Genomic DNA, 13,669 nt, shown 5'->3' with positions numbered 1-13,669 from the left:
CTACCCCCATCTCTACCAGAGCATGCGGAGGAATGGATCTGCTATAAAAGGGCAAACCCTTATTCCCTACAGCACCTAGCACTGGAGAAACAGATTCGTGTAGGCTCGGAATAAGTGGGGGCACGAACATGATCTCGAGACGGCTTCTTTCTTGCTTTTCACCCTTCTGCGTGTTAGAATTTAGCGTGTTGCACGCAAAACGGGCGACCTTGACAAACCCATGGGAGGTGAACCAGATGCCCAATATCAAATCCGCGGTGAAACGGACCAAAACCAACACGAAAAAGCGGGAGCTGCGGATGACCCAAAAATCCGCCATGCGGACCTCGATCAAAAAATTTCTCGCCGCCGTCGACGCCGGGAATAAAGAAGAGGCCGGTCAGCTGCTGCGGGAAGCGAAGCGGAAACTGGATAAAGGCGCAACCAAAGGCCTGATCCACAAAAACGCCGCTTCTCGGCAGAAATCCCGTCTGGAGCAAAAATACAACGCTCTCAACGGTTGAATCTATTTTCCATAAAAAAACGACCCTTAGCGGGTCGCTTTTATTTTGTCTTTTTTAGCGACGGGGAACCAAGCCCATCGCCTCCTGCATGTTCTTAAGGGTCTCAGCTGACACTTCCCGCGCTCGCTGGGCCCCCTTGGCCAACACCGACTCCACCTCGCCGCTGTCCATCACTTCACGATAGCGCTCCTGCAGCGGCTTCAACACTTGGATGACTGCCTCGGCAGTATCCAATTTCAGATGGCCGTACCCTTTACCCTGATACTGTTCCACCAGAGAATCAACCGGCTCCCCGCTCATTTCACTGTAGATCCCGAGCAGGTTGCTGACGCCAGGTTTGTTTTCCGGATCGTAGGCAATCACATTCTCTGAGTCGGTAACCGCCCGTTTAAATTTCTTCACGACCGTGTCGGGATCATCCAACAGCCCGATTTGGTTGAAGGTGCTGTCGGCGCTCTTGCTCATCTTCTTCTCCGGGTTGTCCAACCCCATGATCCGGGCACCGGTCTTGGTCACTTGGGCATGGGGCAGGGTGAACACCTCGTCATATTCCCGGTTAAACCGCTCCGCCAGATCCCTGGTTAGCTCCAGATGCTGTGTTTGATCTTCTCCCACCGGAACCGTGTCCGCCTGATACAGGAGGATATCTGTCGCCATCAGCACCGGATAGGTAAAGAGGCCAGCGGTGACGCTTTCCGATCCTTTCCCTTTATCCTTAAACTGGGTCATCCGTCCCAGTTCTCCCATTCGGGCGACACATTGCAGCAACCAGGCCCCCTCGGAGTGATCCGGATTGTGGGATTGGATAAACAGGTTGCTCTTGTCCGGATCGAGACCCGCTCCCAGGTAGATTCCAGCCAGCTCCAGACTCCTTTTCCGCAGATCATCCGGATCCCGGGGAACGGTCAAGGCGTGAAGATCGACGATACAGAAAAAGCACTCCGCCTCTTCCTGCAAGGGGATAAACTGTTTCAACGCTCCGATGTAATTTCCTAAATGAAGGTTTCCCGTCGGTTGCATTCCGGAAAAAACGCGTTTCATCACCAAAACCTCTCCTTCTCCTAAAATAAAAAAACCCGCCCACTCTATTAGCGGGACGAGGATTCTCTCGCGGTGCCACCCGGCTTCGCCTACACAAAGGCGCGCTCACTGTGGATAACGACCGGTGGTTCCGGCCGGCTTTCCCCTTCCACAGGTTGGACCGGGTCGAAGAAAGCAGCTCCGAAGTCCATTCACACGAGGGCCCGACCGGCTCCCACCAACCGCCGGCTCTCTGGACGGACACCCGCTCGCGTTACTCTTCTTCATCATCGCCTATCGATATGGAATTTCCCAGTTGTATACCTTATCATATCCTTGGGCTGAATAAAAAGCAATGTCCTTTTGGTCCGGGAGCGTTATAATAAAAAGATAAATAAAACCTTCCTGATCGTTGTCCGAAGGAGTTATGAACATGAACCTTCATTTGATCCTGACGGCGGGCATGTTGACCATCGCCTGTGCGGTGATCATCATTCGACTTCGTTCCGCTCGAAAACCGACCAACACCAAAAAGATCATCATGCCCCCTGTCGGCATGAGCACCGGTTTTTTGATGTTTGTTTATCCTCCCTGCCGCATTCCTTTCACCTGGGGACTGGTTGCTTTTATCGCCGGGACTCTCCTCTTTGCTCTCCCCCTGATCCGAACCTCCCGCTTCTATGTGACCGATGGACAGGTTTACCTGAAGCGCTCCAAAGCCTTTGTTTGGATTTTGTTTACGCTGCTGATCATCCGGATATCGGCTCACGAATACTTGGAACAATTCATCACCCTGGAACAGACAGCGGGCGTCTTTTTTGTGCTGGCCTTCGGAATGCTCCTCCCCTGGCGATTAGCCATGTATATGCAGTACAAAAAACTGAAGGATCAAATCAAGACGACAGCGGTCGATTAACGGCCGCTGCGTTTTTTTAGCCAGTCACCCGTTCCGGGGGGATCTTGCCATCGGCTTGATCCCGCAACAAATATTTCAGGACGATTCCGCGGCTGTTTTTAGGAAGGGTGTTCGTCATAACCACGTCTTTCAGCTTATGCTCCGCTAGTCGACCACGGGCGTACTGCAGCACGTCATCCTCGGTCAGCTCCGATCCCGCCTTTTTAACCACGTAGGCCCTGGGAGCCTCCCCCGCTCCGTCGTTGACGCCGACCACTGCCACTTCTTCCACCTGCTCCATTTCCAGCAGCACCGCTTCCACTTGTGACGGGTACAGCTCTTCGTCACGGGTGCGGATCACATCGGGGGAGCGATCGATGATATACAGAAATCCATCCTCATCCAAGCGGCCGGCATCCTCCGTGTGAAACCACCCGTCTTTCATCAATTTGGACGTCGCCTCGGGATCCTTCCAGTATCTCGAAAACAGGTGAGGGCCTTTACAGACCACTTCACCCACCTCTCCCCGCGGGACTTCCTTTCCGGTCTCCACATCGACAATCCGGATCTCCCCCGCAATGCTTTTTCCCACTGATCGACAGGTATCCATTCCCATTTCCGGTGTCCAAAAGGTGATTGCCCCAGTACATTCACTCGCTCCGTAAATGAGCACGACAGGAAAGCCGAGGGAAATATATTGTTTGACCAAATCTTCCGGCGCATTGGACCCAGTACAAAAAATTTCCCGGAGGGAACCGGTATCCCATTCCCCTTCCATCACTTCCGGCAACATAAAGCTGAGCATCGGGGGCAGCGTCATCATTTGGGTGATTCGCTCCCGCTCCACCAGGTCCCAAACCTGGACCGGATGAAATTTGGGCATAAACACCGTGGTAAATCCCCACAGAGGCGCGGAGGTGATCGCAACCAGACCGGCGATATGAAAAAGGGGGATGGTGGCTAAATACCGATCCCGCATTCGAATGTCGACAGACATGCCGACGGCCGTTCCAGCAGCGAAGAAATTTTGATGGGTGGTGACCACCCCTTTCGGCGGCCCGGTGGTTCCAGAGGTATAAGTGAGAACCACCGGATCCTCCGGCCGAACCTCACATCCCGGTTCATGGTCCGGACGCTCCAAGAGTGCCGATTCAAAAGCCGGATTGAGCTTGTTATCCACACCGACACGGACCATCCGCTCCAGAAAAATCAGCGGCTCCATCTCCTCCGCCACGTCAGCAAACGCGTCCTCAAAAAAAAGAATCCGGGGCAAACTGTGTTCCATGTACCCTCTCAATTCTTCCGAATTGAGGCGCCAATTGAGCGGTACGGCGATCGCCCCCACCTTAGCTGCTGCCATCCATACGATGGCAAAGGGATGATTGGTCGTGCACAACAGCGCCACCCGGTCCCCTTTGCGGATGCCCAATTCCAACATAAAGTGGGCCGTTTGATTTACCCGCTGGTTAAATTCCCGATATGTATAACGAGCATCGGTGCCGACCACGGCCTCCAGGTCAGGGGAATATTCCGCCCGGTTTCTCAATATCTCCCCAATGGTATACATGGTTTTAAGCACCCCCATTCCGAGATCGATTGATCGGCTTTTTTAAGCTTCAATTGTCACTCTTCTGTCGTTCTGCTACACTCATTGTACGTCGATTTCACGTATCATTCAAGCGGAGGGAGCGTGGAACGGTGTCCGGAAAAGTAAAAACAAAACGAATCGACCTGCGTGTACCGGTTCAATTGTTGAAGGAAATCGAAGAGTATCAGCAAAATCAAGGGATTGCCACTCGTACCAGCGCCATGCTGGAGTTGGTCCGAAAAGGTCTGTCTGAAAACCGGAAAGATTGATTCCCTGATCGCACTGACACCCTTATCTCCTGTTGGCTTAGCCGAGGGTTCCCATCCTTTGAAGCTCCAGAGTTTTGAAGAGAAGAAACTTCACCTCCTCGTGTCGAATTTTCGGAAGATAAATCCATTCGAGGAGGTTCCTTCATTTGAACAAAACCGTACCGCGTCTGTTGGCTGCAACCGGTACCACTCTCTCTTGATCGGGTTGGCACCCGACCCTGCCTCAGCCCAGCCCACACTGGGGCTAACGCCGATGTCTTCCAGGAAAAAGGCGGGGGGGTTATATAGCATCATCGGCAACAATCAATACGATGAACCTTGGCTGGACGAATCCTTCGCCACATTCTCTGCTGCTCTGTACGACGGCGAGCTATTTGAATTAAACGTGCCACCCCACGAAACCCGGACTATCACTTATCTTCGCCGGTGTCCACCATCACTGCTAACGGCTCAAAGGGGATCGATGCCTACTATATATATGATCTACGATTACGGAGCCAGCACCTTAAATGACCTGCTGCCGCTTTCTGGTGGAGGCGGCTTTTTTCTGGAATGTGACGGGTAGAGAGATGCCCCTCTCCCTGGAATCGGGTATCGGATTATGGTGCGGAAAAATGTTGTACCCGATTGATGTTCATAAATTTAAAAATCGGATAATCATGTGGAAAACCACCCGTGGTTTCTTTCACTCTACGGTCAAGATAAACCGTTCCACAGCCAATGTTTTTTCGAGGCGGCCGGATTTGATCGCCTGATCCGTTTCGATCGCCTGGTACAGGAGCCGGCGCAGATTTTTCTCCGGATAGCTTTTTCCCTGTTGGAGAGCCAGTTTCACGGGATAAGGATGAAGTTTCAGCTGGGAAGCGATCTCCCGTTCCGACATTCCCTTGGCGGCCAAACCTTTCACCTGGAGCATAATGCGAAACTGACGAATAAGAAGTGCCAGGATACGGATCGGTTCTTCCCGGTTTTCCAAGAGATCGCGGAAGACGGCCATCGCCTCCCCGTTTTTTCGTCGGGCCACCCGGTCCACCAGTTTGAACACATCTTGTTCCAGGGTGCGGGGGACTAGCTCCGTCACCGTCTCCGGGCGAATGGTTCCGGATGAACTGGCATAGAGGGCCAGTTTTCGGGCTTCCATGTCCAACAGCCGCAAATCCGCCCCCACTTGTCGGATCAGGATGTCTGCGGTGTCCGGGTGGATATCGGCGCCGGTTTGCTTCAGTCGATCCGCCACCCAACGGTGAAGCCCCCGGGAATCCAAGGGTTGAAACACCCCTTCCCGAACCTGCTTTTTCAGTTCCTTGACCACTTTTTTCCGAGCATCTAGCTTCTCCGCGGGAACCATGATGACCAATACGTTGCTCTCTAGCGGCTGTTTTGCGTACTGAAGCAACTCCTCGGGACGGTGTTCCAGTTTCTGCTTTTCCCTCCCCCGTGCAGCAGTGAGAAACCAGGCATTTTTCCCCACCACCAACCGGCGGTCCCCAAAAAAGGAAGGAGTCTCCGCTTCTTGAACCAAAGCCTGCACCGGTACCTCCTCCAGATCGAGCACCGTGTGGTTCCAATCCCGATTTTCCGCAGAGGTTAGCACCTGTTCTTCCAAGTGGTTGAGCGCCTCTTCCATCAAAAAAGTTTCCGTACCGTAAAACAGATAAACCGGTGCAATCTGTCCCGCTCGGATCTCCTGCAGCAGTGTTCGCTCCATCTTTATGCCTCCGTCATGCAAGGTTTCTAACGAAAAAGCCCCGTTGTGGGCCTCATCATTTCTTTCCGTCGGTTTCTTCTAAGTGGATAATCTTTTCTTTTCCTCCCTCCGCAAATTGAATCACGAAGGTTTCCTCATCCATCCACTCGACCCGGATGGGCCTTTCTTCCTCCCAATTCGGAGACCGGTATTGTACCTCTCCTTCCCGATTCCGGACCAGGACGCGACGTTCCGGGGTAATTTGCGCGATGAAGCGGCCCTCCGGCGAGGGGACCTCCTGTGACCATGCTTGCCCCTTGGTGGAGGATTCTGAAGAGTGCAGGGTGGTGGATGTCTGGGCTGAATTTCCTCCCTTTTGGGTGGGCAAACCGCTCTCATTGGAGATGAGCCAGGCAGCTGCTAGCAAGACGGCAGCCGCTGCTCCTGTTAGCGGCCAAAACCGACGCCACTGCCGTACCGACAATGACTGTTTTTTCCCTGCGGTTTGTTTGCGGGGCTCCCTAGGCCCGGTCTGTTGCAGGATCCGGTCCGTCAGTGAGCAAGCCGGTTCCACCGGAGGCAACGCCGACAGCTCCCGATTCAGCGACCGCATGTCGGCGGCAAATTCGGCACAACCGGGGCAGAGGGATAAATGGTATCGCAACTTTTTCCCTTCCTCATCGGACAGTTCACCATCCAGATCCCGTTGGATCCATTCCTGCCAGTCACCGCAATTCATGGGAAAACACCGCCTTTTTGATAGTCGGACAGCCACAGGCGCAACTTCTTCCGACCCCGGTACAGATGCGACCTCACCGTATTGAGCGGCATCTCCATTGTCTCCGCGATCTCCTGGTATGTAAAATCGTGAAGATAACGAAGAACCACCGCCGTCCGCTGAAGTTCCGGAAGGCGACGGATCGCTTCCCGAATATCATGGGAGACCCCGGACCATTCCACCGGACTCCCTCTCCTGATCCCTCCCGAATCCCAAGACTCATCGAAAGGCAAGGTCTTTTTCCGTTTTCTCATCAAATCGATGGAGGTATGAACGGCAATCCGTTGGGCCCAGGTTTCCACCTTTGCCTCAAATCGGTATCCAGGAAGATTCCGGTAAATACTAAGCAGTGCCTCTTGAGCGGCATCCAACGCATCATGTTCGTTTCCCAGCATATAAAAGGCTGTCCGGTATACTGGACCTTCCAATTCCCGCAACAGGCGAACCAGTGCCTCCCGGTCTCCTTCCCGGGCAAGACGAATCCTATCCCCGTCGGCCAAATCGATCCCTCCTGCCTCAACAGACGGAACCTCCCCCAAAAACGTGGCTGTCCCATCTCGGTGAAGCTCCGTCAGCCGCCTTCCGTCAAAGTCATTGTACCACAGCCCACCCCTTATCCTGCAGAAAGCATCCTTTCCACTTTCACTCTGCTGGGGTGCCCAACATGCTAAACACCTTCCAGGATTGCGGGCGGATGCTGACGATGACGGCGCCGTTCAAATCAGTCCGCCAAATCCGGGCTCCCTGTGCCTTCAAGCGATCCAGCACTTGAGAGGAAGGGTGGCCGTAGCGATTGTTTCCGCCGACAGAGATGACCGCCTCTTGGGGTTGCACCGCCTGCAGCCACTTTTCGCCAGTAGAAGTGCGACTCCCGTGATGAGCCACCTTCAACAGATCCACCTGAGGAAGGTGCCAGCGCATCAACATGTCCTCTTCCCCCGCTTTCTCCACATCCCCTGTCATCAGAATCCGCCGCCCGTAAGCCGTCAACAGAAAAACGAGGGACTGGTCATTCCTCTCTTCCAATCGGCTCTCGCCAGCAGGATGTGAAGGGTGAAGAAACTGCCATTGTACCCCTTCCTCCAACCGATAAACGCGCCCCGGCTCTGGCACGAACACAGGAATCCCCTTCTCCTTCATCTTTCTCAACGATTGCGATTCCAATGGCCCTTTAGCAGGGGTCGAGGTGCGCAACACGCGTTTGACCGGAAAGCGCTCTGCCACCGCCGTCAACCCGCCAATATGATCCGCGTCACCATGGGTCATCACCATCCAATCGATTTCCCGGATGCCGCGGTATTTCAAATAAGGAACCAACACCCGCTCCCCGACATCGTAGGGTTCTCTCCTTCGTTGCCAAGGCTCTTTTTCCCACGGGAGACGACCACCCCCGTCCACTACGATCACCTGTCCCTCCGGAGTTTCAATCACCGCCGCATCCCCTTGTCCCACATCGAGAAAAGTAATCCTCAAGGCGTCTTCACTCCACATCCCCGGTTTCAAGGAAAAGAGGAGCAAAAAAAGGCAACAGGCGGAGGCTTTCCACCCGTGACGGGCCCGCCGCAGACCCCCGCCGGTAAAAGCCCAGAGGAGATACAGGGCGGCAACTCCATAGCCGGCCAACCACCATCCTGGCAACGGAGACCAAGAAAGACGGAGACGGTTCCATTGCGCCACCTGTTCCAGACCCGTGTGGATCCCGGACCAGATCCAGGTGACTGGTGCTGCCGGTAAGGCTCCTGCCCACTCATGGAAGGAACCCAAAACCAACGACAAAGTTCCCAAGGGGATCAACAAACCGGTCACCAACGGAACAACCAGAAAATTGACCCCCCAGGACAAGAGTGAAAACTCGTTGAAATGGGTGATCAATAGTGGAAACGCCGCCACTTGGGCCACCAGAGTGACGGCCAGCAGCTGATTGATCCGGAGCCATGGGGTAGGGAGACGCCGGCTGATAGGGCCAACTGCGAGTAATAACGCCGCCGTGATCACAAAGGAGAGTTGAAAACCCGCTTCCAACAATTGATACGGGTTCCACCACAGCATCAGCAAACAAGCCAAGCCGAGAAAGGAGAGGCTGTCTTTCCACTTCCCCAGCATGATCGCTAACAGGCCCAGTGCCGCCATCACACCTGCCCGCACCACCGGAGCCCCCGCACCGGTCAGTAACACGTAAAAGGGAAGGATGAAAATCGTCATCATCGCCGCTTTTTCCCGGGTGATGCCGGCCAGAGTAGCCGTTCCGTACACACAACCGACAAACACCCCTACATGGAGACCCGAGATGGCCAACAAGTGGATCAATCCTAGGGCTGTCAAATTTTTCTCCGCCTCCACCGGCACTGCATCCCGTTCCCCCAGGAGCATCCCTTTCATCACCCCAGCCGTTTCCCCAGAATAGATCCGATCTAACCGTTTACCCAACCACAGCCGAACCTCGTCGATTTTCCCCAGGAGGGACGGATCCCGGGACAGGATCTCTACCCTCCCCCAGTCCCCCTCTCCGGTCCAATGAATAAAGTGGCGGCGAAGATAAGTCCGGTAATCAAAAGCGCCGGGGTTGCGGGCTGGATCGGGACGCGTCCAGGTCATGGGCAGGCGGAGTTTTATCCCTCGCCGCAAGGTGGAAGCGGCCTGCTTTTCCTCTGCTGACCCAAGGCGCAGTTGAACCATAACCCGCTCCTTCACCCGTTGCAACCCCTGCCCATCATCGATGCCCCGGGTTTCAAGTTCCATTTTTACACGGTCTCCATCCACGACGGGAGTGGAAGCGACGGTTCCAGTCACCCTCGCCTGGTAAGAATCCGTGGTGGAGGAAAAAGGGAGAGTACTTTGATTCCCTTCATCGACCATACTGAACTGAGTCGCACCAAAAAAAAGAGCGGACCAGAACAACGTCATCACCAACCCCTGCAAACGGCGCAGGTAAATCACCCCACCGATCAGTAACACCAGGACACCGCCTACCGCCCATAGGAGAGAGGAACACTTCCAAGCGGCCTCGATCCCGATCCCGCAAGCCCAACCGACAGCCATCACCCATAACGGTCGCTTCATCCCGTCAACCTCCGCAGTCAGGATAAAACCCTTTTCTATAAAAAGGAAACAATTCCTTTTTCCACAAGAAAAAACCCTGCGTGTTTTACGCAGGGGTGAAAGATTACCCGTCAGGGACCGTTTCCGGGTCCGGGACCTCCACCGGGTTCGTGTCCGTTGCCGGGCCCGCCTCCGCCATGTCCGGGAGGAGGAAAGATGACGCCCCCTTCATCACCACCCGGTGGGCCGGGAGGCTGGGGCGGAGTCCCTGGATTGGGCTGCGGCTGATGGGGGGGCTCCTTCTTTTGATTCTCTTTTTTCTTTTTTTTCTTCTCCTCTTTCTTCTTCTCTTTCTTCTTCTCTTTTTTACACTCGAAACACTTAAAATCGTACCCCGGTTGTTTGGGGAAATCGGCACCGGTCACCAAGTTGGGATCGACGTTGTTCACCGCACGGAACATGTTGATCCACGCCTGCTTGGCCAGGAGATCGTTGCCGACCTGTCGGGGATTGTCATAACCGATCCAGGTTCCGAGCGCCACCTCCGGCGTGTATCCGATAAACCAGACATCCTTCGTATCATTGGTGGTGCCGGTTTTTCCCGCCAGATGGTAGCCGGAGAAATTACGGCCGATCCGTACACCAGTTCCTTTGCGAACCACATCTTTCAACATATCTGTGGTCCAGTAGGCGGCTTTGGGAGACATCACCTGCACCGGATCAGCTTTATGTTGGTAGATCACTTCCCCCTCAGGATTCTCGATTTTGCTGATTAAAAACGGCTCGTTAAACTTACCCTGGTTTCCCAGCATAGCGAAGCCCGACGTCATCCGCTGCACACTGAATCCGTAGGTGAACCCGCCAATGGCGACCGACTCTCCCATCCCCTCCGAAATGGGGAAATTCATCTTTCTCAGATAGTCGAGTCCCGTCTGTACGCCGACGGCGCGCAACACCTTGATCGCCGGGATGTTCATCGACGTCATCAACGCTTCCCTCGCGGTCATGGCACCGGCATATTTGTCGTTGTAATTCCGGTACACGTGCCCAGAGGTCCCCCGGGCGCGAAGAGGTTCGTCGATGATGACCGAATCCGGGGAAATAATCCCCCGGTCCAATCCCGGACCGTAATCCAATAAGGGTTTGATGGTGGAACCCGGCTGCCGGCGAACATCGAGTGCGTGGTTATGCTGGTTTTTCTTGTAATCCCTTCCCCCGACAAAGGCCAGGGTGGCCCCGCTCTTCACATCGAGCAACGTTGCTCCCACTTGGAGTTGATCATCACCGTAATCTACCTTGCGGGCCGCTTCATTCATCGCCTGATACAGTTTCGGATCCAGCGTGGTCGTAATTTTATACCCGCCGGTCAACACTTTCTGTTTATATTTATCCAGGGTATCACGATAGATCCCTTGTTCACTCAACTCCTGTGGATCCTTTCCGTCCGCTTTTAACAGGGCCTTGGCAGCTTCGTCCTCCACCGCCATCGTGATGTAAGGGTATTTTTGATAAGCGATCGATGTATCCTCGGAGGTATCGAGTGCTGCCTTGATATCATAGGAAGCGGCTTTCTTGTACTCCTTTTTGGTGATTTTCTTGTTCTCCACCATATTTTCAAGGACTTCCTTCATCCGCTCTTTCCCATTTTCAAGGTATTTGTCACCGCGGAAAGGGTTGTAGGCATTGGGCCGCTGAACCATACCGGCTATGTACGCTGCCTGTGGTAGGTTGAGATCCTTGGCATCCACACCAAACAGCCCCTGTGCGGCGGCTTGGACACCCAACATGTTGCGGCCGCTGGTGTTATTGCCGAAGTAAAGGCTGTTGATATAAGCGTTCATGATTTCTTCCTTGGAGAAAAACCGCTCCATCCGCATTGCCAAAAAAATCTCTTTGGATTTGCGTTCGATGTTCCGCTGTCGATAATCGAGAAACAGGTTTTTCACCAATTGTTGGGTGATGGTGCTACCACCCGTTTGCGTTTCGGAACCGGTCACCATCTGGAATCCGGCTCTCATAATCGACTTGGGGTTGATTCCATTGTGGGTAAAAAACTGTCGGTCTTCCGTGGAAATCAGAGCGTCGATCAAATGGGGACTCACTTCATCCATCGTCACCACTTTACGGTCCGCATCAGAGCTCAGCTTTCCGATCGGAGAATCGTCACGGAAGTAGGCCATACTGGTCTGTGTCCAACTGGAGATTTTCGCCCTCAGATCATCTTTAGCACGGACCGGCTCTTCATTGAGGAAGGATGCCACATAACCGGCTGTAGCTCCGACTGTAGCCATGCTCCCTAAAATAAATAGAGAAAAAAATACCAATAGCGTGAAAAGAGAACCCCTCAAGATCCGACGTTTCCGCTCGGGGGTCCACCTGGAAGCCCCGTTTTTCTCGGGGCGGATACCCTTTTTCATAGCCACCTCTCAACCCTCCTCCTGTCTAGAAAACATTGTATCATATGTTGAAAAATCCGGAGAGGTGGATGTGAGGAAAATTTGTGTATGTTGGCCGGTCTGTTATTAAAAAAAAGATTGCGGTTCTCACACCCCGATGGTAGCATATAACACAATTGCGCCGAAGGGGAAAACCCCATCGGGATAAGGCACATTTTTTGATTTGCGAGGTCAGGGTATAGTATGAAAGAAACATACTTGGAAAAAAGGGGGGGGGAACCCCTTGGTTTACCGCCTGATGAATCTGGGAACCATCATCATATCGTCACTTCTGATCGGCTTTGCGTTCAACATGTTCCTGCTCCCTCAGAAAATTTTAAGCGGCGGCGTATCCGGGATTGCGATGATTTTGGGGTTGCTGACTCCGTTCAACACCGGGACTTTTATCTTACTGTTGAATATCCCCATCATCATCTTGGGCTATCTGCGGCTCGGCAAACAGTTTATCTTTTACACTCTTATCTCTGTCGCCGTCACCTCCATCAGCATGCAGGTGATTCCCGAGAGAGGGATCTCCGACGACCCCATCCTCTCCTCCGTCTTCGGCGGGGTGATTGTTGGCGCGGCCATGGGCTTCATCTTCCGATCCGGCGCCTCCACCGGCGGTTTTGACGTGATTAGCATGGTGTTGAGCCAGAAGCGGGAGATGCCCCTCGGCTTGCTCATCTCTTTCATGAACGCCATTGTCGTCTTCATCTCCGGCTTTGTCTTCGACTGGGAGCTTGCCTTGTATACCATGCTCTCCATCTTTGTCACGGGGAAACTGGTGGACACCGTTCACACCCGCCATATCAAGCTCACCTTGATGATCATCACCAAACGGGGGAACGAGATTAAGAAAAATCTCCTCGCCAATCTGGTCCGAGGCATCACGGTGTTGGACGGAGAAGGCGCCTTCACGTCGGAACGGCGAAACGTGCTGATTACGGTAATTTCCCGCTATGAACTGACAAATGTCAAGCGGATCATCCGGGAATCGGACCCCCATGCCTTCGTCAACATCACACAAACCACCGATGTCATGGGTTATTTTCGGAAGGACTAACTCCATAGAAAAAAGGCTTCCCATGAAGGGAAGCCTCAGAGTGTGGAGAAAGCCCTTCACTGCTTTCTCCACACTTTTTTTTATGGACAAAACCAGCTCATCGACGTATCAAAACCTGGATCAAAAAGGCCTCCCAACCACCTAGCCGGCTTTGGTTAGGTGGTTGGCAATCTTCTTGATGTTTTGCGCTGCGGCCGTCATCAGCGCTTGCTCTTGGACCTTTTCCCTTCCCCTCAACCGGCAGTAGCGAAGCCCGTGCAGCTCTTTCGCGTCTGCAAAGCTTCGCTCGATCGTCTCTTTCCGTTTTTTGTACAGGTATTTTCCCGTAGAGGAAAGGCGATGGGCTCGCACTTTTTCCTTATGTTTTTCCCACACGTGTCGGGTGATGA

At 53.6% G+C, this 13,669-nt stretch carries 13 protein-coding genes and 1 other annotated feature; of the genes, 5 read left to right on the top strand and 8 right to left on the bottom strand.

Going from position 1 to position 13,669, the window contains the following annotated elements; translation table 11 throughout:
* Positions 1 to 236 precede the first annotated feature (236 nt).
* Complete coding sequence (gene rpsT / locus BLP91_RS11515) at positions 237 to 503, top strand: 30S ribosomal protein S20 (protein ID WP_091571136.1); 267 nt, start codon at positions 237 to 239, stop codon at positions 501 to 503.
* A gap of 54 nt (positions 504 to 557) precedes the next feature.
* On the opposite strand, the gene trpS is transcribed toward rpsT, so the two are convergent.
* Complete coding sequence (gene trpS / locus BLP91_RS11510; protein ID WP_091571305.1) at positions 558 to 1,544, bottom strand: tryptophan--tRNA ligase; 987 nt, start codon at positions 1,542 to 1,544, stop codon at positions 558 to 560.
* 48 nt (positions 1,545 to 1,592) lie between these two features.
* Positions 1,593 to 1,823, bottom strand: a binding site (T-box leader).
* 133 nt (positions 1,824 to 1,956) lie between these two features.
* Here trpS and BLP91_RS11505 point away from each other — a divergent pair.
* Positions 1,957 to 2,439: a CcdC family protein gene (locus tag BLP91_RS11505; RefSeq protein ID WP_245662248.1), complete on the top strand. Its 483-nt coding sequence runs from the start codon at positions 1,957 to 1,959 to the stop codon at positions 2,437 to 2,439.
* A gap of 16 nt (positions 2,440 to 2,455) precedes the next feature.
* Here the strand turns inward: BLP91_RS11505 and BLP91_RS11500 are convergent, their stop codons facing one another.
* The gene (locus tag BLP91_RS11500; protein ID WP_176757951.1) at positions 2,456 to 3,985 is read right to left on the bottom strand and encodes a class I adenylate-forming enzyme family protein; all 1,530 of its coding nucleotides are present in this window, start codon (positions 3,983 to 3,985) and stop codon (positions 2,456 to 2,458) included.
* Between the two features lie 131 nt (positions 3,986 to 4,116).
* Between BLP91_RS11500 and BLP91_RS16780 the strand changes: the two genes are divergently transcribed.
* Together BLP91_RS16780 and BLP91_RS16425 are read left to right on the top strand one after the other, a co-directional pair.
* Positions 4,117 to 4,275, top strand: a complete 159-nt coding sequence (locus tag BLP91_RS16780) for a ribbon-helix-helix domain-containing protein (protein WP_176757950.1) — start codon at positions 4,117 to 4,119, stop codon at positions 4,273 to 4,275.
* 253 nt (positions 4,276 to 4,528) lie between these two features.
* Positions 4,529 to 4,840, top strand: a complete 312-nt coding sequence (locus tag BLP91_RS16425) for a M1 family metallopeptidase (protein WP_143003540.1) — start codon at positions 4,529 to 4,531, stop codon at positions 4,838 to 4,840.
* Positions 4,841 to 4,960: 120 nt separating this feature from the next.
* Here the strand turns inward: BLP91_RS16425 and holA are convergent, their stop codons facing one another.
* From holA to BLP91_RS11470, 5 genes are all read right to left on the bottom strand, one after another.
* Positions 4,961 to 5,983 (bottom strand): DNA polymerase III subunit delta, encoded by a 1,023-nt coding sequence (gene holA, locus BLP91_RS11490; protein ID WP_091571125.1) that lies wholly within the window; start codon positions 5,981 to 5,983, stop codon positions 4,961 to 4,963.
* 55 nt (positions 5,984 to 6,038) lie between these two features.
* Entirely contained in the window at positions 6,039 to 6,701 is a 663-nt protein-coding gene (locus BLP91_RS11485; RefSeq protein WP_091571123.1) for an anti-sigma factor family protein, read from the bottom strand.
* A complete protein-coding gene (locus BLP91_RS11480; RefSeq protein ID WP_091571120.1) occupies positions 6,698 to 7,240 on the bottom strand; it encodes an RNA polymerase sigma factor in 543 nt (180 codons plus the stop codon). Before BLP91_RS11480 ends, BLP91_RS11485 begins: the two co-directional genes overlap by 4 nt.
* Before the next feature lie 142 nt (positions 7,241 to 7,382).
* Positions 7,383 to 9,800: a DNA internalization-related competence protein ComEC/Rec2 gene (locus tag BLP91_RS11475; RefSeq protein WP_091571118.1), complete on the bottom strand. Its 2,418-nt coding sequence runs from the start codon at positions 9,798 to 9,800 to the stop codon at positions 7,383 to 7,385.
* Positions 9,801 to 9,910: 110 nt separating this feature from the next.
* On the bottom strand, positions 9,911 to 12,196 hold the full coding sequence (locus BLP91_RS11470) for a transglycosylase domain-containing protein (protein ID WP_245662253.1): 2,286 nt from the start codon (positions 12,194 to 12,196) through the stop codon (positions 9,911 to 9,913).
* A 277-nt stretch (positions 12,197 to 12,473) separates the two neighbouring features.
* Between BLP91_RS11470 and BLP91_RS11465 the strand changes: the two genes are divergently transcribed.
* A complete protein-coding gene (locus BLP91_RS11465; RefSeq protein ID WP_091571302.1) occupies positions 12,474 to 13,280 on the top strand; it encodes a YitT family protein in 807 nt (268 codons plus the stop codon).
* 141 nt (positions 13,281 to 13,421) lie between these two features.
* On the opposite strand, the gene BLP91_RS11460 is transcribed toward BLP91_RS11465, so the two are convergent.
* The coding region (locus BLP91_RS11460) for a transposase (RefSeq protein WP_143003539.1) at positions 13,422 to 13,669 on the bottom strand (248 nt) is incomplete at its 5' end.

It is taken from the genome of Melghirimyces thermohalophilus (assembly GCF_900102685.1).
Classification (GTDB): Bacteria; Bacillota; Bacilli; order Thermoactinomycetales; family DSM-45169; genus Melghirimyces; species Melghirimyces thermohalophilus.
Note: the sequence above shows the minus strand (reverse complement) of the source record. Positions and strands in the feature narration are given on the sequence as shown.

What these genes read in the sequence shown, in the direction of transcription:
- rpsT (WP_091571136.1), top strand. Translation starts at nt 237, where the DNA reads ATGCCCAATATCAAATCCGCGGTGAAACGGACCAAAACCAACACGAAA.
- trpS (WP_091571305.1), bottom strand. Translation starts at nt 1,544, where the DNA reads ATGAAACGCGTTTTTTCCGGAATGCAACCGACGGGAAACCTTCATTTA.
- BLP91_RS11505 (WP_245662248.1), top strand. Translation starts at nt 1,957, where the DNA reads ATGAACCTTCATTTGATCCTGACGGCGGGCATGTTGACCATCGCCTGT.
- BLP91_RS11500 (WP_176757951.1), bottom strand. Translation starts at nt 3,985, where the DNA reads ATGTATACCATTGGGGAGATATTGAGAAACCGGGCGGAATATTCCCCT.
- BLP91_RS16425 (WP_143003540.1), top strand. Translation starts at nt 4,529, where the DNA reads ATGTCTTCCAGGAAAAAGGCGGGGGGGTTATATAGCATCATCGGCAAC.
- holA (WP_091571125.1), bottom strand. Translation starts at nt 5,983, where the DNA reads ATGGAGCGAACACTGCTGCAGGAGATCCGAGCGGGACAGATTGCACCG.
- BLP91_RS11485 (WP_091571123.1), bottom strand. Translation starts at nt 6,701, where the DNA reads ATGAATTGCGGTGACTGGCAGGAATGGATCCAACGGGATCTGGATGGT.
- BLP91_RS11475 (WP_091571118.1), bottom strand. Translation starts at nt 9,800, where the DNA reads ATGAAGCGACCGTTATGGGTGATGGCTGTCGGTTGGGCTTGCGGGATC.
- BLP91_RS11470 (WP_245662253.1), bottom strand. Translation starts at nt 12,196, where the DNA reads ATGAAAAAGGGTATCCGCCCCGAGAAAAACGGGGCTTCCAGGTGGACC.
- BLP91_RS11465 (WP_091571302.1), top strand. Translation starts at nt 12,474, where the DNA reads ATGAATCTGGGAACCATCATCATATCGTCACTTCTGATCGGCTTTGCG.